The sequence below is a fragment of the Caulobacter sp. GW821-FHT11E10 genome (assembly GCF_058808375.1).
Window position 1 is genome coordinate 498,862 of the sequence record NZ_JBXARP010000003.1, and the last position, 20,657, is coordinate 519,518.

18 protein-coding genes and 1 pseudogene are annotated in these 20,657 nt (G+C 67.9%); 11 read left to right on the forward strand and 8 right to left on the reverse strand.

Going from position 1 to position 20,657, the window contains the following annotated elements; genetic code table 11:
* Positions 1–3: 3 nt before the first annotated feature.
* The gene (locus tag AC1RRV_RS08435; RefSeq protein WP_492859147.1) at positions 4–1,008 is read left to right on the forward strand and encodes a sterol desaturase family protein; all 1,005 of its coding nucleotides are present in this window, start codon (positions 4–6) and stop codon (positions 1,006–1,008) included.
* 3 nt (positions 1,009–1,011) lie between these two features.
* Here AC1RRV_RS08435 and AC1RRV_RS08440 read toward each other — a convergent pair whose 3' ends face one another.
* From AC1RRV_RS08440 to AC1RRV_RS08450, 3 genes are read right to left on the reverse strand one after another with little or no spacing between them, the layout of a single operon-like run.
* A complete protein-coding gene (locus AC1RRV_RS08440) occupies positions 1,012–2,916 on the reverse strand; it encodes a monovalent cation:proton antiporter-2 (CPA2) family protein (RefSeq protein ID WP_492859148.1) in 1,905 nt (634 codons plus the stop codon).
* Position 2,917: 1 nt separating this feature from the next.
* Positions 2,918–3,499 (reverse strand): glutathione-regulated potassium-efflux system oxidoreductase KefF, encoded by a 582-nt coding sequence (kefF, locus tag AC1RRV_RS08445; RefSeq protein ID WP_492859149.1) that lies wholly within the window; start codon positions 3,497–3,499, stop codon positions 2,918–2,920.
* Positions 3,499–3,705, reverse strand: coding sequence for a hypothetical protein (locus AC1RRV_RS08450; RefSeq protein WP_492859150.1), 207 nt, complete (start codon positions 3,703–3,705; stop codon positions 3,499–3,501). The genes kefF and AC1RRV_RS08450 overlap by 1 nt, the downstream gene beginning before the upstream one ends.
* On the opposite strand from AC1RRV_RS08450, the gene AC1RRV_RS08455 reads away from it, so the two are divergent.
* From AC1RRV_RS08455 to AC1RRV_RS08465, 3 genes and pseudogenes are all read left to right on the forward strand, one after another.
* Positions 3,608–4,318 carry a CoA transferase subunit A gene (locus tag AC1RRV_RS08455; RefSeq protein ID WP_492859151.1) on the forward strand — a complete coding sequence of 237 codons (711 nt, stop codon included), beginning with the start codon at positions 3,608–3,610 and terminating at the stop codon, positions 4,316–4,318. The two genes, AC1RRV_RS08450 and AC1RRV_RS08455, sit on opposite strands and share 98 nt — an antisense overlap.
* A complete protein-coding gene (locus AC1RRV_RS08460) occupies positions 4,318–4,959 on the forward strand; it encodes a 3-oxoacid CoA-transferase subunit B (protein WP_492859152.1) in 642 nt (213 codons plus the stop codon). Before AC1RRV_RS08455 ends, AC1RRV_RS08460 begins: the two co-directional genes overlap by 1 nt.
* Positions 4,956–5,048 (forward strand): annotated as a pseudogene (locus AC1RRV_RS08465) (hypothetical protein); the annotation flags it as partial. The gene AC1RRV_RS08460 and the pseudogene AC1RRV_RS08465, both read left to right, overlap by 4 nt.
* A 39-nt stretch (positions 5,049–5,087) precedes the next feature.
* On the opposite strand, the gene AC1RRV_RS08470 reads toward AC1RRV_RS08465, so the two are convergent.
* Together AC1RRV_RS08470 and AC1RRV_RS08475 are read right to left on the reverse strand one after the other, a co-directional pair.
* Positions 5,088–6,077 (reverse strand): DJ-1/PfpI family protein, encoded by a 990-nt coding sequence (locus AC1RRV_RS08470; protein WP_492859153.1) that lies wholly within the window; start codon positions 6,075–6,077, stop codon positions 5,088–5,090.
* Positions 6,078–6,171: 94 nt separating this feature from the next.
* Complete coding sequence (locus AC1RRV_RS08475; RefSeq protein ID WP_492859154.1) at positions 6,172–7,749, reverse strand: ArnT family glycosyltransferase; 1,578 nt, start codon at positions 7,747–7,749, stop codon at positions 6,172–6,174.
* Between the two features lie 189 nt (positions 7,750–7,938).
* Here AC1RRV_RS08475 and AC1RRV_RS08480 point away from each other — a divergent pair, with 189 nt between their 5' ends.
* The 4 genes from AC1RRV_RS08480 (at position 7,939) to AC1RRV_RS08495 (ending at position 12,916) form a co-directional block, all read left to right on the forward strand.
* A complete protein-coding gene (locus AC1RRV_RS08480) occupies positions 7,939–10,353 on the forward strand; it encodes a TonB-dependent receptor (protein ID WP_492859155.1) in 2,415 nt (804 codons plus the stop codon).
* Between the two features lie 159 nt (positions 10,354–10,512).
* Positions 10,513–11,514 carry an agmatine deiminase family protein gene (locus AC1RRV_RS08485; RefSeq protein WP_492859156.1) on the forward strand — a complete coding sequence of 334 codons (1,002 nt, stop codon included), beginning with the start codon at positions 10,513–10,515 and terminating at the stop codon, positions 11,512–11,514.
* Complete coding sequence (gene aguB, locus AC1RRV_RS08490; RefSeq protein WP_492859157.1) at positions 11,514–12,392, forward strand: N-carbamoylputrescine amidase; 879 nt, start codon at positions 11,514–11,516, stop codon at positions 12,390–12,392. The genes AC1RRV_RS08485 and aguB overlap by 1 nt, the downstream gene beginning before the upstream one ends.
* Complete coding sequence (locus AC1RRV_RS08495; protein WP_492859158.1) at positions 12,389–12,916, forward strand: GNAT family N-acetyltransferase; 528 nt, start codon at positions 12,389–12,391, stop codon at positions 12,914–12,916. Before aguB ends, AC1RRV_RS08495 begins: the two co-directional genes overlap by 4 nt.
* On the opposite strand, the gene AC1RRV_RS08500 is transcribed toward AC1RRV_RS08495, so the two are convergent.
* Positions 12,913–13,719 (reverse strand): acid phosphatase, encoded by an 807-nt coding sequence (locus AC1RRV_RS08500; protein ID WP_492859159.1) that lies wholly within the window; start codon positions 13,717–13,719, stop codon positions 12,913–12,915. The two genes, AC1RRV_RS08495 and AC1RRV_RS08500, sit on opposite strands and share 4 nt — an antisense overlap.
* A gap of 146 nt (positions 13,720–13,865) precedes the next feature.
* Here AC1RRV_RS08500 and AC1RRV_RS08505 point away from each other — a divergent pair, with 146 nt between their 5' ends.
* Both AC1RRV_RS08505 and AC1RRV_RS08510 read left to right on the forward strand, forming a co-directional pair.
* Positions 13,866–15,902: a TonB-dependent receptor gene (locus tag AC1RRV_RS08505; protein ID WP_492859160.1), complete on the forward strand. Its 2,037-nt coding sequence runs from the start codon at positions 13,866–13,868 to the stop codon at positions 15,900–15,902.
* A 270-nt stretch (positions 15,903–16,172) separates the two neighbouring features.
* Positions 16,173–16,964, forward strand: coding sequence for a SapC family protein (locus AC1RRV_RS08510; protein WP_492859161.1), 792 nt, complete (start codon positions 16,173–16,175; stop codon positions 16,962–16,964).
* Between the two features lie 67 nt (positions 16,965–17,031).
* Here AC1RRV_RS08510 and AC1RRV_RS08515 read toward each other — a convergent pair whose 3' ends face one another.
* Positions 17,032–17,424: a hotdog family protein gene (locus tag AC1RRV_RS08515; protein WP_492859162.1), complete on the reverse strand. Its 393-nt coding sequence runs from the start codon at positions 17,422–17,424 to the stop codon at positions 17,032–17,034.
* A 194-nt stretch (positions 17,425–17,618) separates the two neighbouring features.
* On the opposite strand from AC1RRV_RS08515, the gene AC1RRV_RS08520 reads away from it, so the two are divergent.
* A complete protein-coding gene (locus AC1RRV_RS08520) occupies positions 17,619–19,763 on the forward strand; it encodes a protein-disulfide reductase DsbD family protein (protein WP_492859163.1) in 2,145 nt (714 codons plus the stop codon).
* Positions 19,764–19,766: 3 nt separating this feature from the next.
* Here AC1RRV_RS08520 and AC1RRV_RS08525 read toward each other — a convergent pair whose 3' ends face one another.
* Positions 19,767–20,498: a DUF1353 domain-containing protein gene (locus AC1RRV_RS08525; protein ID WP_492859164.1), complete on the reverse strand. Its 732-nt coding sequence runs from the start codon at positions 20,496–20,498 to the stop codon at positions 19,767–19,769.
* Positions 20,499–20,657: the final 159 nt, after the last annotated feature.

A 20,657-nucleotide genomic window follows, 5' to 3' on the forward strand; every position in this document is an offset into this window, starting at 1 on the left:
GGCGTGACCACGGCCAATTCAGGGATCGACTTCGCCGTCGCCGGCCATCGGCTGGCCGCGCCGCTGCTCGACACCCTGCTGCCGTTGGGCTCGAGCTTCTCCCTGGCGTCGCTGGCCTGCGCCCTGGTCGTTGGCGCCGCACACATCGTGCTGAGCCGTCGCTCGCGAGGTCGCAGGACCTCGCCGCGTCTGCTGCTACGGGCGCTGTTTCCCCGCAAGGTCTGGCTGACGGCCTCCAGCCGCGCCGACCTGGTGTTCTTCGTCTTCAACGTCTGGTGCGCCGGCGTCCTGCTGGGCGGGGCGCTGCTGTCCGGGCAAGCGATCTCGAAGGGACTGTCCGCCTGGCTCGGCGGCGCGCTTGGCGATGGTCCTCTGAGCGCCACGCCGTGGCCGCTGGTCGCGGTGGTCGGGACCCTGCTCGGCTTCGTCGCCTACGAACTGGGCTATTGGGTCGACCACTGGCTGAGCCACAAGGTCAAGTTCCTGTGGGCCTTCCACAAGGTCCACCACACGGCCGAGGTGCTGACGCCGCTGACCGTCTATCGCGTCCATCCGATCGAGAGCCTGAAGCTGGCCAACATCATGGCCCTGTCGACCGGCGCGACCGGCGGCGTGCTGGCCTGGGCGTTCGGTCCGGCCTGGTCCGCGCCGCTGGCGTTCGGCCAGAACGCCATCTTTCTGGTGTTCGTGATGACGGTCGTGCACCTGCAGCACTCGCACGCCTGGATGACCTTCGCGCCGTTCGGCAACTGGCTGCTGAGCCCGGCCCACCACCAGATCCACCACTCCGCCGACCCAGCCCACTTCGGCAAGAACCTGGGCAGCTGCCTGGCCGTCTGGGACCGGCTGTTCGGCACGCTGCATGTGCCGGAGGCGCGGCCCGCGATGCTGACGTTCGGCGCTGTCGCCGCCGATCCGCACAGCCTGACCGGCGGCTTCGCGACCCCGTTCGTGGAGGCCTTCAAGGGCGAAGCGATCCCGCAGGCCGTTCCGCTCGCAGCGGAGTAGGGCCTAGTCGGCCCCCTCTTGCTGCGCCCGCTCGCGCAGTTCCTCGTCCAGACTGGCCGTGTCCCAGGCCCCGCCGGCGTCGCCGGGGCGCATGCGGTGCAGGTCGGCGTCCAGCAGGCGGTCCATGGTCTTGGCCGCGTCGCGCGAGGCCAGGATATAGGCTTCCTCCTGGCCCCACATCGGGCGCAGCTCCTCGAACACCCGCCGGTCGTGACGGCGGAAGAAGGCCGTGGCCCGGTGCGCGCGATGGGCGCGGAAACCCAGCTTCTGCAGCGCCGTGCCGCCCAGGGCCAGGGCAGACTCGAAGGTCTCCCGCTCGACCGCGTCGGCGCCGTTGGCCAGGAGGTCGTAGGCGTGGCGGCGGTCCCAGGCCCGGGCCAGGATCACCAGGTTCGGGAACGCCTTGCGGGCGGTCTCGACCAGCTCGACCGTCTTCTCGCGGTCGTCCAGAGCGACGATCAGCATCCGGGCCCGGTCGGCGCCGGCCTGGCGCAGCAGGTCCAGGCGCGTGGCGTCGCCATAGTGCACCCGGCGGCCGAAGCGGCGCAGCAGCTCGATCTGCTCGATATCGCTGTCCAGCACCGTCGACTTGAAACCGTTGGCGCTGAGCAGGCGGCCGGTGATCTGACCGAAACGGCCGAAGCCGGCGATGATGATGTCGGGCTCGCCCTCGTCGAAGTCGCCGGTGTCGGGGACGACGTCGGGGATGGCCGCGTCCATCAGGGCCGCGACGCGCTCGTAGAGGATCATGGCCACCGGCGTCAGCGCCATGGAGACGGCGACCGCGGCGGTCAGCAGGGCGGCCAACTGCGCGCCGATCACCCCCGCCCCGACCGTGAAGCTGAGCAGCACGAAGGCGAACTCGCCGCCCTGGGCCAGGGCCGTGGCCACCGCCATCGCCCCGCGCTTGGGCGCGCCGAAAAGACGGGCGATGCCGTACATGACCAGGAACTTCAGCACCATCAGCCCGACGACCAGGCCCGCCAAGGTCAGCGGGTCGCGCGCCACCAGCGGCAGGTCGACGCCCGCCCCGACGGTGATGAAGAAGAGGCCCAGCAACAGGCCTCGGAACGGCTCGATGTCGGTCTCCAACTCGCGGCGGAACTCGCTTTCGGCCAGCACCACTCCGGCCAGGAAGGCGCCCAAGGCCGGCGAGAGGCCGACGATCTGCATCAGGCTGGCGACGCCGACCACGATCAACAGGGCCGAGGCGGTGAAGATCTCGCGCAGGCGGGCCTTGGCGATGAAGCGGAACAGCGGGCGGATCAGATAGCGGCCGCCGCCGACCACCCCGGTCACCGCGGCGAACACCGACAGCGCCTGGGCCCAGACCGGCAGGTGGGCGACGAGGCTGGGCGCGCCGTGACCGCCGCCGCTCTCGGCGTGAGGGACCGCGCCGGTCGCCAACAGGGGCAGCAGGGCGAACATCGGGATGACCGCCAGATCCTGCAGGAGCAGCACGCCGAACGCCGCTCGGCCGACCGGGCCTTGTCTCAGGCCCTTTTCGTCGAGGGTCTGCAACACGATGGCGGTCGAGGACATGGCCAGCACCAGGCCCACGGCCAGCGCCTTCTGCCAGGGCAGGCCCAGCGCCAGCGAGGCGGCGGCGATGGCGATCGCGGTGCCGACCACCTGGGCGCCGCCCAGGCCGAAGATCGTCTTGCGCATGTCCCACAGCATCGAGGGCTGCACTTCAAGACCGATCAGGAACAGCAGGATGACGACGCCGAACTCGGCGAAGCGCATGACGTCGGCCTGGTCGCCGACCAGCGACAGGGCGAACGGGCCGATGACGACGCCGGCGATCAGGTAGCCCAGCACCGAACCGAGCCCGAGGCGCTTGGCGATCGGCACCGAGATGACCGATGCGCCAAGATAGACCAGGGCCTGGGTAAGGAAGTTCTCCAAACTACGCCTCCATCCGGGCCGGCAGCAGCGAGGCCACCCGCGCCTTGTAGCGCTCGGCCTCGGCCTTCAGCGCCGCATCGTCCTTGACCGAAGCCCCGTGCACCACGAACGGCGTCTCCCATTCCATGCCGCACAGATAGGCGGTCTGTTCCAGCGGCCGCAGGAACTCGTCCATGTTGAACCGGTTGTAGCCGTGGGCGTGATAGGCCTTGGCGCTGGCGCCGGTGGTGCAGCCCACGAACAGTTTCTTGCCCTTCAGGGCGTCGCCCCCCGGGCCATAGGCGAAGCCGTGCAGCCAGACCAGGTCCAGCCACTCCTTCATCAGGGCGGGGGTCGAGTACCAGAACAGCGGGAACTGCAGGGCGATCACGTCATGCGCCAGCAGGGCTGCTTGCTCGGTCTCGATGTCGACCACGAAGTCCGGATAGGTCTCGTACAGGTCCTTGAAGGTGACGCCGGAAAGACCTTTGGCCGCCTTGGCGAGCGCCCGATTGGCGCGAGAGCGTTCAAGCGCCGGATGGGCCAGCACCAGGAGCACGCCAGAGGTGGCGGGCGTCACGGAGCCGGTGCTAGCGTCGGTCATCAAGCGGCCCTTCGGGAAAATAATTCATCAAGGGTTGAATTTATTCGCGGCTCGGGCGACACGGTTCGCCAAGCGCTGGACGTATAAGTCCGGGGATAGGGAGACACCATGGTCGACAAGGTGAAGAAGGACGCCGTCGAGGCCCTCTCCGGGCTGCTGTTCGACGGCATGACCATCATGGCCGGCGGGTTCGGCCTCTGCGGCATTCCGGAGAACCTGATCGCGGCGATCCGCGAGACGGGCACCAAGGACCTCACGGTCATCTCCAACAATTGCGGCGTCGACGGCTTTGGCCTGGGGATCCTGCTGGAGAACCGCCAGATCAAGAAGATGGTCTCGTCCTATGTGGGCGAGAACAAGCTGTTCGAACAGCTCTACCTCAGCGGCGAACTGGAATTGGAGTTCAATCCGCAGGGCACCCTGGCCGAGCGCATCCGTGCGGGCGGGGCGGGCATCCCGGCCTTCTTCACGCGCACCGGCTACGGCACGCTGGTGGCCGAGGGCAAGGAAGTCCGCGAGTTCGACGGCGAGATGTACGTGATGGAGCGCGGCCTGACCGCCGACCTCGCCATCGTCAAGGCCTGGAAGGCCGACGCCGAGGGCAACCTGATCTACCGAAAGACCGCCCGGAACTTCAATCCGATGATGGCCACGGCCGGCCGGAAGACCGTCGTCGAGGTCGAGGAACTGGTCGCGATCGGCGCCCTGGACAAGGACGCCATCCACACCCCCGGCATCTATGTCGATCACATCGTCGCCGGCGCGAAGTTCGAGAAGCGCATCGAGCGCGTCACCACCCGTGCAAAGGAAAACGCGTAATGGCCTGGACGCGTGACGAGATGGCGGCCCGCGCCGCCAAGGAACTGCGGGACGGCTTCTACGTGAACCTGGGCATCGGCATTCCGACCCTGGTGGCCAACTACATCCCCGAGGGCATGTCCGTGACGCTGCAGAGCGAGAACGGCATGCTGGGCATGGGTCCCTTCCCCTATGAGGGCGAGGAGGACGCCGACCTGATCAACGCCGGCAAGCAGACGATCACCGAGCTGGACTCCAGCTCGTACTTCTCGTCGGCCGACAGCTTCGCGATGATCCGGGGCGGCCACATCGCCCTGTCGATCCTGGGCGGCATGCAGGTGGCCGAAAACGGCGACCTGGCCAACTGGATGGTGCCGGGGAAGATGGTCAAGGGCATGGGCGGAGCCATGGACCTGGTGGCCGGCGTCAAGCGCGTGGTGGTCGTGATGGACCACTGCGAAAAGTCGGGCGCGCCGAAGCTGCTGAAGCAATGCTCCCTGCCGCTGACCGGCGCGGGCGTGGTCGACCTGCTGATCACTGAACTCGGCGTCTTCGACATCAATCGCGGCAAGACGCCGGTGAAGCTGATCGAGCTGGCGCCGGGCGTCACGGTCGAGGAAGTCCAGGCCAAAACCGAGGCGGCGTTCGAGGTTTCTCTCTGAACGCAAAAATCTCGTGTCATCCCGGCCGTAGCGAAGCGGAGAGCCGGGACCCAGGGGCCAACGTAGTGCGGCTGCCCCTGGGTCCCGGATAGCCTCTGCGAGGCTTCCGGGATGACGCGTTCTTTGGACTAGCGAGTCAGCCAGTACGGGTGCTCCAGCGTGAGCGCCACATATCGCGCCGTCGACTTCCCATAAGCGCCGGCGATCTCCCCCAGCACCACCGTCGGATCCGCCGCCCGCGCCTCCACGGCTCGCCCCGCACGCGGAAGCGTCTTCTGCGCGAGCACCGCCAACCCATGTCGTGAGACCGCGTCGCGGCTGGCGAACGCCTCCGAGCGATTGGTCCGCGACCAGGCGTCCAGAGTGGTGGCGAAGGCCAGCTCGTCGAAGCCGTCGGCGATCCGCACCGCGACCTTCTCGCCGCGCCAGGCGTTCGCCCAGCCCGCCAGGCCGGTCAGGGCCGCGTCGCTCCCGACCCGGAACGCCGCGCCATCGTGGGCCTGGATCGGAGGCGGGACACCCAGCCGCGCGGCGGTCGCCCGCATCACCTGCTCGCCGGCCAGGTCGCGCAGGAGGGCCAGGCTCGCCGGGATCGAGGCCGTGACCCCGGCGGTGGTGGTCACCGCGCCATCGACGACCCAACGCTGGTCGCGCCGCCAGCGCACCGTCGGATAGGCCTTGGCCAGGCGGTTCAGCTCGTACCAGTGGGTCGTCGCCGATCGGCCGTCCAGCAGGCCGGCCTTGGCCAGGGTCTCCGCTCCGGCGCAGATCGAGACGATCCGCGCGCCCGCCTTGGCCTGATCGCGCAGCCAAGCGTCGCGGGCCGGGTCATAGGCCGGCATCATGAAGGGGACGATGATAACATCGGGCCGCTGACCTAGCTGGGCATAGGTTGTCTGCGGACGGACCCACGCCAGGCCGGGCATCAGGCGCACGGGCGCCAGACTGGGGGCGATGATCTTCACGTCCACCGCACCGGACTCGGCCAGCACCGCGTAGGGCGCGATCAGGTCGGTGGTCTCGGTTCCTCTCGGTTCGGCCAGGATCACGACCAGCGGCCGGGCCAGGGCCGGGGAGCCGACGACCAGGGTCAGCAGGACCATAAACAAGCGCAGCATCGAAACCTCCCCGGGGACGCGGGAAGCATCGACGAGGGGCGTCTCGGCGAAAGGACGGTGATCCCTCGAAAGCCGCCAGCGCGGCTCCGGGCGCTTACTGGGACTTGCGCTTAGGCTCTGGCGGCAGGCCGGTGATCGGGTCGCGGGGCAGGGGCGCGAAGCCCTCGGCGACGAACAGGTCGATCCGGCGCGAGCGCTTCCGGTCGAGGCGCACCCGGGCGATTTGCAGGCCGGACGTCGCCTTGAAGTCCTGCTCGATCTCGGGACGATAGCCGCCTTCCAGGCTGACGATCAGGGCGCGGCGGCCGTGGTCGGCGTCCATGGGCGACTCAGCCTCGGCCTGGTTCTGGGCGTAGGCCTCGTGCACCCACATGCGCAGCGGCGGGGCGCCCGGCTGGCCGAAATAGTCGCGGCCGTAATAGGCGGCGGCGTTGTAGACGAAGCGGTCGTCCATCGCGACGGCGGTCAGGGCGCCGCGCAGGGCCTGTTCCTCGCGGCTCCGCTCGATGATCGCCTGGACGGTCTGGTCCCAGCCGCGCACGCGCTTGAAGCCGTTCGACAGGCCTACCGCGTCGACGACCTTGGGGCTGACCATGCAGGCCACGAAGAACAGGGCGAAGAGGGCCTGGATCGCCAGGCCGCCGATCAGCCAGCGACGGGCCTCCCAGCGCAGCAGCCAGCCCGCCACCAGCACCGAGCCGGCGACGAAGGCCGCGCCGGCCCAGTTGGCGTTGGCCCGCGACACAAAGGCCTCGCCGGCGACGACGATCAGGGGCGGAGCGCTGAAGCAGAGCAGCAGCAGGTCCGGCGAGGCGAGGCGGCGCTTGGCCCCCAGCCAGATCGCCCCGCCCAGCAGGACGGCGAAGGGCAGGGGACCGAAGACCGCGAACTGCGAACCGACGAACTCGATCAGCTCACGGAAGTTGAATAGCGTGTGGGCGCCCCAGTTGGCGTTGGAGGCGGTGTGCTTGACCGTCGAGAAGTGGTGGCTGGCGTTCCAGGCGAAGTTCGGGGCCAGGGTCAGGACGAAGGCCGTGACGAACAGCACCGCTGCCGCCGGGCACCAGCGCCGACGCGCCTCCCGCGAGATGACGAAGTGCAGGGCGATGCTGCCCAGGGCGTAGACGGCGGCGTATTTCGACAGGAAGGCCAGGCCGAGGGCAACGCCCATGCCGGCGGCGACGAAATAGCGGCGGGGCGCGACAGCCTCGGCGAGATCGACATAGGCCCAGATCGTCAGGGCCAGGAACAATAGCAGCGGCGCGTCGGTGGCGATCAGACCCGAGGACAGCACCACGCCCGGCATCAGGCTGTAGATCGCCGCCGCGGCCAGGCCGGCCCAGCCGCCATAGAGCCGCCGGGCGATGCGGTGGATCACCAGGGCGGTGATCCCGTGCAGCAGGGGCGCCGACAGCCGCACCCAGGCCTCGGCGTCGCCGCCGATCGTCGTGGTCAGCCAGATCAGCCAGGCGATCATCGGCGGCTTGGAGAAATAGCCGAAGGCCAGCTCGCGCGACCAAAGCCAGTACTGGGCTTCGTCCGGGTAAAGCTCCAGCGGGGTCGTGAACAGGGCGATCAGCCGCACGACCGTCAGTCCCGCGACCATCAGCAGGGTCAACCGCCAGGCGCGAGCCTCGACCGGAATTTGTGGGGACTCATGAGCGGCTTGCATGACGCCTGATTAACCAAGTAAGAAAAATCTGACCAATTCTTCCGCGTATCTGGGCCTTTATGACAGTTTGGGAGGGGGCGTGGCGTTTCCGTCACCAAACCTTCTAAAACTTTCGCTAAACGGCCCCAACGGCGCAGAGCCATGTCGGTCATACGGTGGGCGTGTCGAATAATGAGGGGATCCTTCAAGATGAACATGAAAAATTTCGCCCTGGCGACGACCGCACTGGTCGGTTGCCTTGTGGCCGCCGGTGCGGCTTCGGCCCAATCGACCGGTACGGACGCCGTCGAACAGGTCGTCGTGACCGCTTCGACGCTGAAGAATCAGAACGGCGCGATCACCTCGCAAGTCGTTCCGAAGTCGCGCTCGACCATCACGCAGGAATTCATTTCCGCGGGCGTGCCCGGCCAGACGATCCTGGACTCGCTGAACCTGCTGCCGGGCGTCAACTTCACCAACAATGACGCCTACGGCTCGGCCGGCGGCGACATCACCATCCGCGGCTTCGACTCGCAACGCGTCGCCCTGCTGCAGGACGGTATTCCGCTGAACGACAGCGGCAACTACGCGATCTACCCGAACCAGCAGATGGACTCGGAACTGATCTCCAAGGTTGACGTCAACCTCGGCACGACCGACGTCGACAGCCCGACGGCCGCGGCCGCCGGCGGCACCATCAACTATGTGACCCGCCGTCCTGATGAAGAATTCGGCGCCGTGGTCGAGGCCCAAGCCGGCGAAGGCAACTTCCGCCGCATCTTCGCCGTGGTCGACACCGGTAAGGTCGGTCCGTGGGGCACCAGCGCCTGGTTCAGCTACGCCAACGCGATCAACGACGTGTTCAACGGCCCGGGCAAGATCCACAAGACCCAGTACAATGCCCGGATCTATCAACCGATCGGCGACAACGGCAACTTCATCAGCCTGATCGCCAACTACAACGAGAACCGCAACAACTTCATCAACCGCATGACCCTCGCCGCCTTCCAGGCCGGCACGGGCATCGGCTATAGCCGCGCCACCTGCAACCGTCCGACCCCGGTCGGCGGCACGGCCCAGATCGATGTGAACGCGGGCACCTGCTACAAGTACAACATCAACCCGTCGAACACGGGCAACCTGCGCGGTCAGTCGCTCTTCCACATCGGTGAAGAGTTCATCCTGACCGTCGACCCGTCGTTCCAGTACACCCTGGCCAACGGCGGCGGTCGCGGCCTGTTCAACGAAAGCGGCAACGGCACGGGCAGCGGCCTGATCCGCGGCAGCGCCCTGACGGGCGGCCAGGACCTGAACGGCGACGGGGACATCCTCGACACCGTCCTGCTGTACTCGCCGAACACGACGAACACCCGCCGCTACGGCGTCACCTCGTCGCTGATCTGGAAGTTCGCTGACAGCCAGAGCTTCCGCGCCGCTTACACCTACGACAAGGCCCGTCACCGCCAGACCGGCGAATATACGACGTTCAGCCAGGACACGACGCCGAACAGCGTCTTCGGCGGCAAGGACGGCTACGGCACGTCGATCAAGCTCGCGGACGGCAGCATCCTGCGCAAGCGCGACCGCGTCTCGATCGCCACCCTGAACCAGTTCTCGGTCGAGTACCGCGGCAAGTTCATGGACGACAACCTGCTGGTCAACATCGGCGCCCGCGCCCCGTTCTTTAAGCGCGAACTGAATAACTTCTGCTATCAGGCCGACACCTTCACGGCCTACTGCACCAACCAGGCTCCGACCGCCGTGGCGGGTACGGACGACGGCGCCGGCCAGACTCTGGTCACCCTGCCGGGCCAAGGCACGACCCAGTACGGTCGTCCGCGTCAGTTCACCCGCAAGTACGACAAGATCCTGCCGAACATCGGCGCCAGCTACAGCTTCGGTGAGCACCAGTCGGTCTACGCCAGCTACGCTGAAACCCTGTCGGCGCCGCGTACGGACGACCTGTACGACAAGAAGCTGACCAAGCCGAACCCGGAAACCTCGCACGTTCTGGACTTCGGCTATCGCTTCCAGTCGCCGACGGTCCTGTTCGCCGCGTCGGTGTGGCGCAACAACTTCACCGACCGCATCGAGCGCGCCTTCAACGAGCAGGACAACATCGCCTTCTCGGTCAACGTCGGCGACGTGAAACAGAAGGGCTTCGACGCCCAGTTCGGCTTCAAGCCGGAAGACTACCTGAGCTTCTACGCCTCGTTCTCGTACCAGGACTCGGAACTGCAGCAGAACATCGCCGGCACCACGCTGGGTTCGCTGCTTCTGACCAAGGGCAAGCAACTGTACGAAGCGCCGAAGTTCCAAGGCGGCATCCGCGTCGACTACGACATCACCGAGGCCTTCTCGGTCGGCGTCCAAGCCAAGTGGGTCGGCGAACGCTGGACCAACCTGACCAACACGGAAAAGGCCCCCAAGTACACGCTGCTGGACGCTAACGCCCGTTATCGTCTGGACGGCTTCGGCCTGAAGCGCTCGTACATCCAGGTCAACGTCAAGAACCTGACCAACGAACGCTACCTGGGCGACCTGGCGGTGAACCCGTCGGGCACGGGCCTCGGCCAGCCGGGCTATCCGCGCACGGCAAGCGTCACCCTGCACGCCGCTTTCTAAGCTCGGCGAGCAAAGATCCAGGGAAGGGGGCGGTCCGGTTTCGGACCGCCCTTTTTCTTTGTCGCTTTCGTTTGCTAACTAGGCGCCGCTTGACCCCGGCGTCGTGAGGGGCCATCTGCGCCCCCTTTGTTTTCTCCGAAGCTTTCATTGGGTTTTCGAATGACCGTCACCGTTCCCGCCGAGTGGGCTCCGCACCGCGCCATGTGGGTGGGCTTCCCCAGCCACGCCGAGCTTTGGCAGGAAGACCTGGAGCAGGCCCAGCAGGAAGTCGCCGATCTGGCCCGCGCCCTGGCCGGTCCGGGCGGCGAGCGTGTGCGCCTGATGGTGGTCGGCGACGAGGCCGAGGCCGCCGCCCGCGCCCTGCTCTCCGACACCAGCGTCGAGATCGTCCGGGGCACGTTCGGCGACATCTGGCTGCGCGACACCGGCCCGATCTTCGTCGACGACAACGGCGCGGCGTCCGCCGCCGGCTTCCAGTTCAACGGCTGGGGCGGCAAGTATGAGATGGAAGGCGACGACATCGTCGCCGAGCAGATCGCCGCCGCCTCGGGCGCGCCGCTGGTCCGCAACGACTTCATCCTCGAGGGTGGCTCCCTGGACCATGACGGCAGCGGCACCATCCTGACGACGCGCCAGTGCCTGCTTAACGAGAACCGCAACCCCGGTTGGGATGAAGCCTCGGCGACCTCCGCCTTGGCCGCCGCCCTGGGCGCCAAGAAGCTGCTGTGGCTGGGCGACGGCCTGCTGAACGACCACACCGACGGTCACGTGGATAACCTGGCCCGCTTCGTCGCGCCGGGCGTCGTGGCCTGTCCCATGGCCTTCGGGACGGACGACCCGAACGCGGAGATGTACGCCGAGACCGCCAAGCTTCTTGCCGGCATGACCGACAGCCGCGGCTCGCCCCTGCAGGTCGTGCGCATTCCGTCGCCTGGCAGGATCCTCGACGAGGACGGCGAGCCGATCCCCGCCTCGCACATGAACTTCCTGATCGCCAACGAGGCGATCATCGTGCCGATCTACGCCGAGGAGTCGGGCGCCTTCGCCGTCGAGGTGATCAAGGGCCTGTTCCCCGAGCGCCAGGTCATCGGCCTGCCCTCCACCGCTATCCTGACGGGCGGTGGCTCGTTCCACTGCATCAGCCAGCAGGAGCCCGCATAATGGCCCGCACGCTCAGTGTCGCCGCGATCCAGACCTCGTACGGCATGGATCTGCAGGCCAACATCAAGAAGACCGAAGCCTTCATCCGCGAGGCCGCAGCCAAGGGCGCGCAGGTGATCCTGCCGTCCGAGCTGTTCCAGGGTCCGTATTTCTGCGTCACCCAAGAAGAGCGCTGGTTCGCCGAAGCCCATCCGTGGCGCGAGCATCCGGTCATCAAGGCCATCGCGCCGCTGGCCGGCGAACTGGGCGTGGTGATCCCGATTTCGATCTTCGAGCGCGAAGGCCCGCACTATTTCAACAGCCTGGTCATGGCAGACGCCGACGGCTCGATGCTGGGTCTCTATCGCAAGAGCCACATCCCCGACGGCCCGGGTTATCAGGAAAAGTACTACTTCCGGCCCGGCGACACCGGCTTCAAGGTCTGGGACACCCGCTTTGGCCGACTGGGCGTCGGCATCTGCTGGGACCAGTGGTATCCGGAGGCCGCCCGCGCCATGGCCCTGATGGGCGCCGAGGCGCTGTTCTATCCGACCGCGATCGGCAGCGAGCCGCATGACCCGAACCTCAACACGACCCTGCCCTGGCAGCGGGCGATGCAGGGTCACGCGGTCAGCAATGTGATCCCGGTGATCGGCGCCAACCGCATCGGCTTCGAGCCGTGGGAGAACTATCCCAACGGCGGCCAGCTGTTCTACGGCTCCAGCTTCATCGCCGACCATCGCGGCGACCTAGTCAGCGAACTGGGCCGCGCCGACGAGGGCCTGGTGTCCGCGTCGTTCGACCTGGACTTCCTGCGCACCCACCGCGCCGCCTGGGGCTTTTTCCGCGATCGCCGGCCGGAGCTCTACACCGCCCTGGCCAACGGCCGCCCCGCATGATCGAAACCGGCCGCCTGGTGCTGCGCCCGGTGGTCGACGCCGACCGGGACGCGATCGCCGTGCTGAACGCCGACCCACGGGTCGGCGAATGGCTGGGCGGCGTCCGCACTCGCGCCGAGAGCGACGCCTTCGTCGATCGCGTCCAGGCCCATGACGCCGAGCACGGCTTTGGCTTCTGGGTGGTCGAGCGCAAGGCGGACGGCCGGGTGATCGGCATGACCGGCGTCTGGAATGTCCCGCCGGAAATGAACATGGAGCCGGCGGTCGAGATCGGCTGGCGCTTCCTGCCCGGCGCCTGGAACCAGGGCTACGCCACCGAAGCGGCCAAGGCGGCGCTGGCCTATGGCTTCGAAGCGCTGAAGCTCACCGAGATCATCGCGTTCACGGCGCGGACGAACCTGGCCTCCCAGGCGGTCATGCGCCGCATCGGCATGGTCCACGCGCCGGACCGCGACTTCGACCATCCCGGGCTGGCCGAGAGCGACCCCTTGCGGCCGCACGTCATCTTCGTGGCGCGACCCTAAGCCCCGCAGCCCGCCGGCGGTCCGTTGGCCTTCGACGCCGCCACCTCGGCCCGCGCCTTGGCGAGGTCGGCCATGAAGGCCGAATCGTCATGCAGCCGCGTGACCAGGGCCGAGCCCAGATAGCGGCCCGCCTCTATATCGCTCTGGAAGTGAACGCCGCAGACGATGCGGCTGTCGCCGAACGCCTTGCCGCGCGCCAGGACGGGGCTGGCCTTCTCCGGGACCAACTCCGCGATCACCGAGGCCCAGGCCCAGCCGATCAGGCCGTGGCCCGAAGGGTAGGAGCCGTCGGTGTCGATCCAGGCCTCGCGCGGTACGCAGATCGGGGCCTTGTTGCCGACCGGCGGCCGCGGGCGCTGAAAGGCCGCCTTGGCCGGCTGGTAGATCTTGGCCGCGTCGTCGGTGATGCGCAGCAACATGTTGGCCAGGGTCGGGGTCGCTTCCGCGCTCAGGGTCACGCCGGCCGCGCACGAGAAATTCTTCAGGCCGGTCTTGCCCGTCAGGTCGGCGTCGGCGATCGCCAGGCCCCAGGCCGACGTATTCACCAGCTTGCGGGTCTCGTTGAACTCCGTGCGCTCGGCCTTGCCGCGCGGCGAGTCCGGGGCAGGGGGTGGGCCTAGGATCACGGCGCCGTCGATGCCGCTGCTTCCCCCCAGATAGCCGGGCGGCGGCTTGGCCCAGCCGGCCGAGGGCGGCGTGGTGGCGACCGGGGTCTTCTTTGAGAGATTAGGCAGGCCGTCGGCCGAGCAGCCGGCGACCAACAGGCCGCCAAGGGCGGCCGCTATCAGCGCGAAACGGGTCATGGGATGGGTCCCTGAAGTCATTCGCCCACAGAGAACCGGGAAACGCATGCGTCAAGGAAAAGCGGATTGACGAGGGGATATGTTATTTCATAACACTTCATCGCGGCCGCTCCCCCGGCCAAGTTTCTGTGACTTCAGGACCGCCCATGCTCCGTCGCGTCGCCCTCTCCGCCGCGAGCCTCCTCGTGCTCGCCGCCGCCGCTTCCGCCCACGCCGAGGACCCGGCCAAGCCCGCGGCCGCGCCCCAGGATTCCGAGGTCTCCAAGGTCGTCATCACCGCCGCGCCCTATGCCGTGTCGCTGGATACGGTGACCAGCAGCGTCAATATCGTGACCCGCGACCAGCTGGACGTGGCCCCACCCGCCGGCCTGGGCGACATGCTGAACGGCCAGCCGGGCCTGCGCTCGACGTTCTATGGCCCGGGCGCGAGCCGTCCCGTGATCCGCGGCCTGTCGGGCCCGCGCGTGCTGCTGCTCGAGAACGGCGTCGGCCAGGTCGACGCCTCGTCGCTGTCGCCCGATCACGCCGTGGCCTCTGACCCGGGCGAGGCTTCGCGCGTCGAGGTGCTGCGCGGTCCGTCGACCCTGGCCTACGGCGGCTCGGGCATCGGCGGCGTCGTCAACATCATCGACGATCGCGTCCCTGACAAAGCGCCGACCAACGGCTTCGAAGGTCGCCTGGCCGGTTCGGCCTCGTCGGTCGACGACGGCAAGGCGCTCAGCGGCTCGGCCCAACTCGGCAAGGGGCCGCTGGTGTTCGCGATCGACGCCGATCACCGTCAGAGCGACGACTACGACGTGCCGACCGCCCCGGTGTCCTCGCGTCTGGCCCGCCGTGACGGCCTGACGCCGGACCCGGACAAGACGGTGCGCAACACCGACGTCGAGATGGACGCCTACGGCGCCGGCGTCTCGTACGTGCACGACAGCGGCTTCTTCGGGGTCTCGGTCAAGAAGACCGACACGACCTACGGCGTGCCCTACCGCCAGGTGCTGGCCCCTATCGATCCCGACGCCGAAGGTCCGGTCTCGATCCACCTGCAACAGACCCGGTACGACCTGCGCGGCGAGCAGGCGATCGACCTGGGCCCCTTCGACAAGGCCCGGCTGTCGGCCGGTCACGCCAAGTACGAGCACGCCGAGGTTTCGGTCGACAGCGGCGAGGTCGGCACCCGCTTCCTGTCGAACGGCACGGAAGCCCGCCTGGAGCTGGTCCAGAAGGAACACGACGGCTGGCAGGGCGCGGTGGGCTTCCAGGCCCTGGAGCGCCACTTCTCGGCCGTCGGCGACGAGGCCTTCGTGCCTTCGAGCGATATCAAGGAGTACGGCGTCTTCACCCTGCAGCGTCTGGACAAGGGCGACTGGGGGATCGACGCGGGCCTGCGCTTCGACAGCCGGTCGCTGAAGACCGATACGGCCAAGCGCGACTTCGACAACGTGTCGGCCTCGCTGGGCGTGTTCTACAAGCCGGCGGACAGGCAGTTCGTGGCGCTGAGCCTGTCGCGCAACGGCCGCGCCCCGACCGAGTTCGAACTGTTCGCCAACGGCCCGCACCCGGGCACGGGCGGCTTCGAGGTGGGCGACGCCGACCTGACCTCCGAGCGGGTGACATCGCTGGAAGCGACCTACCGCTACACTGGCGAGCGTCTGCGCGCCGAAGGCCACCTGTGGGGCGCGCACTATGACGGCTTCATCGAGGAGGCCCCGACCGGCGTTATCGAAGACGACCTGCCGGTGTTCCAGTACTTCCAGACGGGCGCCAAGTTCCACGGCGCCGAGGCCGAGGCCTCGTATGTCGCCTGGCGCGGCGAGGCCGGTTCGCTGAAGCTTGAAGGCGTCTATGACTGGGTGCGCGGCGAGACCGATGTCGGCGTCCCCGCCCGCGTGCCGCCGTGGGCGCTGACCGGCCGTGTCATCTGGAGCGCCCCGCGCCTAGAGGTGCACGGCGAAGTCCGCCGCGTGGCTAGCCAGAGCCGGGTGGCGGCTTTCGAGCTGCCCACCGACGGCTACACCCAGGTCAACGCCATGGTCACCTACAAGCCGTTGAAGGACTCGGCGCTGCGCCTGTTCGTCGACGGCCGCAACCTGACCAACGAGACGATCCGCGAGCACGCCTCGTTCCTGAAGGACTTCGCACCCTCGCCGGGCCGCTCGGTCCGCACCGGCTTCGCCTGGCGATTCTAAAGCCCGGCGAAAAGGCGGACTCCCATCAGCCCCCGGGAGATCCGCCGCGCGCCGGGGCCTGGAATCCTCCCTCCAGGTCCCGGACCGCGCTCACCCTCGAGGGCGAATACAGGGGTGTCCAGCTCCCCTCGGAGATGAATCCAGAGCCCGGGTCTTGCTATGACAGCGGCTTAGATTGCTCGGGCCCCTAGGATCGGCTAGAACGCCGGGCCTTTGCGGTCGTCTTGAAGCGTTCGAGCGTCCGTTTCTTATTCTGTCGTAGAGCTCTTCATGGAAACGTCCCAGTCCGCCGGCGCCATCTCCGGCAACGTCCTGTTCTACAATTCGCCTGAACCGCTGAACCGCGAGCAGCACGCCAAACTGGCCCTGGTGCACAAGGAAAAGCCGTACGGCTTCGCCGCCGCCGGCACCGCCGTGCCGCTGACGGTTTCGGAATTCGCTCCGGCCGCCCTGACCTTCCCGGTGATCTTCGCTGGCGACGAGAAGGTGCCGCTGGCCGTGATGGGCCTGAACCAACAGGAAAACCTGTTCATCGCCGCCGACGGTTCGATCGAGCCGAACGTCTACATCCCGGCCTATATCCGCCGCTATCCGTTCGTGCTGGCCAATGACGACACGCAAGATCGTCTGATCGTCTGCATCGACCGTGGTTCGGACCTGCTGACCGAGAAGGGCGAGACCCCGCTGTTCGACGCCAAGGGCGAGCCGACCGAATACACCCAGAACTGCATCAAGTTCTGCGACGACTTCGAAGTCGAGCGTCGCCGCACGGACTCGTTCGTCCAGATCCTGAAGGACAACGACCTATTCGAGCTGAAGAAGGCCATCTTCCAGCCGCAAGACGAAACCGGCGCCGCCGCCGGCGAGCCGGTCACCGTCGCCGAGTACTTCGGCGTCTCGGAAGAGAAGCTGAACAAGCTGCCGGCCAAGAAGCTGAAGGAGCTGCAGGAAAACGGCGCCCTGGCCCAGATCTACGCGCACCTGGTGTCGCTGCTGGGTTGGGATCGCCTGATCAACAAGACCATGCTGCGTCAGGCGACCGCCGCCGCGAACCTGAACTAGGGTTCGGCGTCAGCTGAGAATGGGAAGGCGGCGGGGCTTCGGCTCCGCCGCCTTTTTCTTTTGGTGGCTACCGCGCGAAGATGCTGCGGGTCAGGCACGAGAAGACCAGGCGGCCGGCCTCGTCGAGCAGGTCGTGCTGGGCGATGACCATGCCCTTGCCCTCGCCGACCGGGTCCTTGCCCATGACGGTCATGCGGCCGCGCAGCAACTCGCCAACCGGCGGGTTGCGCATCCAGCGCAGGGCGTCCACGCCCAGGCGCTTGGTCTGCGGCCAGCCGGCGCTCGACTCGCCATCCAGCCGGGTCCAGATCGCGAAGACCATGCCGTCGGGTGCGCCGTTCTCGACCGGCCAGCCCGGCGCGAAGGCGGCGATGAACGCCTCCAGAGCCTTCAGGTCCACGGCCCGCGAACCCAGGTTCACGACCTGGCCGATCTCGATGTCGTCGAAGGCGGCGGGCATGGGTGGCTCCGGTTGATTCCGCCAGAGCCTGGGGTGGCCATGCTCTGAACTCAAAGATGGGCCTGTTTATCCATCGGACGGAATCATCCGAGACGGACAGGCTCTCTCGACTGTCGACCGCGTCTTGAGCATTGTCGAGCGGCCTATGGCGAGCCATGTGTTCGTCGCCAGTCGTTTTCCTTCCGGGCCCGCACATGTTCCTCAAGAGAGCCGTCCTCGCCCTGCAGGTCTTGCTGATGGCTGCGCTGCTGGCTGTTCCGGCCCTCGCTGAGCCGGTGGTCAATTCCGGGCACATCGAGTCCGAGCTGGTCGCCCAGGAGGCCGGCATCGCGCCGGGCGGCACGATCTATGTCGCTCTACGCCAGAAAATCGTTCCCGGCTGGCACACCTATTGGCGCAATCCCGGCGACGCGGGGGAGGCGACGCGCATCGCCTGGACCCTGCCGGCCGGCTGGAGCGCCGGCGACATGGTCTGGCCGACGCCGCTCAAGGCCAAGCTGGGGCCGCTGCTCGACTACGCCTATGAGGGCGAGGTGCTGATCCCGGTGCCGATCACGGCCTCGGCCGACGCCCAGGTCGGGACCACGATCAGCCTCAGCGCCCAGGTCTCGTACCTGGTCTGCGAGCAGATCTGCATCCCGGAGGAGGCCAAGCTTTCCCTGCTGCTGCCGGTCGTGGCCGGCGCGCCCTCGGCCGATCCGAAGTGGGGCCCCATCGTTGGCAAGGTCCTGGCCGAGGCCCCCAAGCCCGCCGGCCTCAAGGCGGTGTTCAAGCTGGACGGCCAGATCCTGAAGCTGGCGGTCACCGGCGGCCCATTGAAGGGCGCGGACATGGCGGGCGCCTATTTCTATCCCTATTCGCCCAAGGTCATCGAGCACGCCGCCGACCAGGTCATCGAGCGCGGTCCCGAGGGCCTGACCCTGACGCTGAAGCCCGGCTATGACTTCGTCGGCGGCGGGACCGCCCCGATCGAACTGGCCGGCGTGCTGAGCACCAAGGCTGGAGCCTGGGAGGTCACGGCCACGGCCGGCGAGCCGCCCGCGACCGCGTCCGGCCTGGGCGCGCCGCCTGCGGAAGCCGCGCCGACCTCGAGCGGCGGCCTGCTAGGCGCGCTGCTGTTCGCCTTCGTCGGCGGGCTGATCCTGAACCTGATGCCGTGCGTCTTCCCGGTGCTGTCGATGAAGGCCGCCAGCCTGGCGGGCCATGCCCATGACGCCGGCAGGACCCGCCTGCAGGGTCTGGTGTTCCTCCTGGGCGTGGTGGCGACCTTCCTGGCCCTGGCTGGCCTGCTGTTGGCCGTGCGAGCCGGTGGAGCGGCCGTGGGCTGGGGCTTCCAGCTACAGTCGCCGCTGGTCATCGCGGGCCTGGCCTTGCTGATGCTGCTGGTGGCCCTGAACATGTCGGGTGTCTTCGAGATCGGGACCTCGGTCCAAGGGGTCGGCGCCGGCGCCTCGGCCCAAGGCGGCGCGACGGGCGCCTTCTTCACCGGAGCCCTGGCCGTGGTGGTGGCCGCCCCCTGCACCGCGCCGTTCATGGCGGGCGCTTTGGGCTACGCCCTGACCCAGCCGGCGATCGTGGCGCTGGCGGTGTTCCTGGCCCTGGCCCTGGGCTTCGCCGCGCCGTTCGTGGCCGTGGCCTTCATCCCGGGTCTCCTGAAGCTGCTGCCGCGTCCCGGCGCCTGGATGGACGTGCTGAAGAAGGGCCTGGCCTTCCCGATGTACGGCGCGGCCCTGTGGCTGGTTTGGGTGTTCGCCCAGCAGTCCGGGCCGCTCTCCCTGGCCCATTTGCTGGCCGCCGGCGTCCTGGCCGCCTTCGGAGCCTGGCTCTACGGCTTGGCGCAGAACCGCCGCGCGGCGGGCAAGTCCTGGCCGGTCTCGATGATCGTCGCCCTGCTGTCCCTGGGCCTTGCCTTCACCGTCGCGACCTTCGGGGCCCTGGCTGCCCAGGCCCCCACCGCCTCGGCTTCGGCTGAAGTTCCGACCGGCCCCGGCCTCGCCGCCGAGGTATGGTCGCCGGAGAAGGTCAAGGCGTTGCAGGCCGAAGGTCGTCCGATCCTGGTCGACTTCACCGCCGCCTGGTGCGTGACCTGCCAGGTCAACGAGAAGCTCGCCCTGTCCGGTGCCAAGGTCGCCGAGGCCTTCAAGGCTCAGAACGCCGTCTATCTGAAGGCCGACTGGACCAATCGCGACCCGGTCATCGCCAAGGCCTTGGCGGAGTTCAACCGCGTCGGCGTGCCGCTGTACGTGGTCTATCCCAAGGGCGGCGGCGCGCCGGTGATCCTGCCTCAGCTGCTGACCGAGGGCCTGGTGATCGAGGCGATCGAAAAGGCTGGGGCCTAGGCCCTATTTCTTCTTGTCGAGACCGAACGGCAGCTTGGCCTTCACCTGGTCCAACGGGGTCTTGGTGACGACCACGGGCGGAGGCGCCACGATGGGGGCGGTCTTGAGCGGATAGGCGCGCCAGCCGGTCTGGATCAAGGCGCTGAAGCCCTGGCATTTGGGCAGGTAGCGGACCATGCCGGTGCGCGGCTTGGCGAACGGCGCGACCTGGTTGAACTCCTGGCGCTTGGGGTCGATGAATCGCCAGTCGGTCGGCAGGCCATAGCCCTTCTCACCGCCCAGCCGCACGGCCTGATAGGCGATGTTGGCCTGGAACGAGGGCACGCCGTACCTGACCATGGCCCGCAGGAAGATGGCGTCGGCCTCCTCGCGCTTGCCCGGCTCGCCGATCGTGTAGAGCCAGTCGTGGACGATGGCGGCCCGCGCGGTCGGACCCTGCGGGTCGACGAAGCCCTGGCCGTACCAGGGCACGCTGGCGAAGTCGGTGACGTACCAGCGCGGCACCACGATCAGCTTTCCGGTCTCGACGTCGCAATAGGGGAACTCGGCGTCCAGGGTGAACAGCTTGCGGCCGTCCTTGGTCTGGTTGAACAGCATGATCGGCTGCGGCGTCAGCGAGCTGGGCTGTACGGGCGCGACGACCGGCACGAACACGGTGGTGTTCGTCTCGGTGGCGCAGGCGGCGAGGATCAGGCCGAGACCGGCGAAAGCGGCGAGGTTCTTGAAGCGGGACATCGAGCCGAAGAGCGGGGGAGGGTGCGGCCGCTCTTCTGAGCGCCGAAGCGCAGTGGATCAAGCAAGAATGGCGAAGTTTCGGCGGATCGCGACGATCGGTCCTGCGACCGTTTCGCAAATCCGCGATCCGTGAGAAGGTCGTCGTCGGGGAGTTCGTAG

Excerpts from the sequence above, each read along its gene's own strand:
- AC1RRV_RS08460 (WP_492859152.1), top strand. The coding sequence starts at position 4,318 with ATGGCCTGGACGCGTGACGAGATGGCGGCCCGCGCCGCCAAGGAACTG.
- AC1RRV_RS08495 (WP_492859158.1), top strand. The coding sequence starts at position 12,389 with ATGATCGAAACCGGCCGCCTGGTGCTGCGCCCGGTGGTCGACGCCGAC.
- AC1RRV_RS08505 (WP_492859160.1), top strand. The coding sequence starts at position 13,866 with ATGCTCCGTCGCGTCGCCCTCTCCGCCGCGAGCCTCCTCGTGCTCGCC.
- AC1RRV_RS08480 (WP_492859155.1), top strand. The coding sequence starts at position 7,939 with ATGAACATGAAAAATTTCGCCCTGGCGACGACCGCACTGGTCGGTTGC.
- AC1RRV_RS08515 (WP_492859162.1), bottom strand. The coding sequence starts at position 17,424 with ATGCCCGCCGCCTTCGACGACATCGAGATCGGCCAGGTCGTGAACCTG.
- AC1RRV_RS08450 (WP_492859150.1), bottom strand. The coding sequence starts at position 3,705 with ATGCCGCAGAGGCCGAACCCGCCGGCCATGATGGTCATGCCGTCGAAC.
- AC1RRV_RS08510 (WP_492859161.1), top strand. The coding sequence starts at position 16,173 with ATGGAAACGTCCCAGTCCGCCGGCGCCATCTCCGGCAACGTCCTGTTC.
- AC1RRV_RS08455 (WP_492859151.1), top strand. The coding sequence starts at position 3,608 with ATGGTCGACAAGGTGAAGAAGGACGCCGTCGAGGCCCTCTCCGGGCTG.
- kefF (WP_492859149.1), bottom strand. The coding sequence starts at position 3,499 with ATGACCGACGCTAGCACCGGCTCCGTGACGCCCGCCACCTCTGGCGTG.
- AC1RRV_RS08475 (WP_492859154.1), bottom strand. The coding sequence starts at position 7,749 with ATGCAAGCCGCTCATGAGTCCCCACAAATTCCGGTCGAGGCTCGCGCC.
- AC1RRV_RS08500 (WP_492859159.1), bottom strand. The coding sequence starts at position 13,719 with ATGACCCGTTTCGCGCTGATAGCGGCCGCCCTTGGCGGCCTGTTGGTC.
- AC1RRV_RS08470 (WP_492859153.1), bottom strand. The coding sequence starts at position 6,077 with ATGCTGCGCTTGTTTATGGTCCTGCTGACCCTGGTCGTCGGCTCCCCG.
- aguB (WP_492859157.1), top strand. The coding sequence starts at position 11,514 with ATGGCCCGCACGCTCAGTGTCGCCGCGATCCAGACCTCGTACGGCATG.
- AC1RRV_RS08485 (WP_492859156.1), top strand. The coding sequence starts at position 10,513 with ATGACCGTCACCGTTCCCGCCGAGTGGGCTCCGCACCGCGCCATGTGG.
- AC1RRV_RS08525 (WP_492859164.1), bottom strand. The coding sequence starts at position 20,498 with ATGTCCCGCTTCAAGAACCTCGCCGCTTTCGCCGGTCTCGGCCTGATC.
- AC1RRV_RS08520 (WP_492859163.1), top strand. The coding sequence starts at position 17,619 with ATGTTCCTCAAGAGAGCCGTCCTCGCCCTGCAGGTCTTGCTGATGGCT.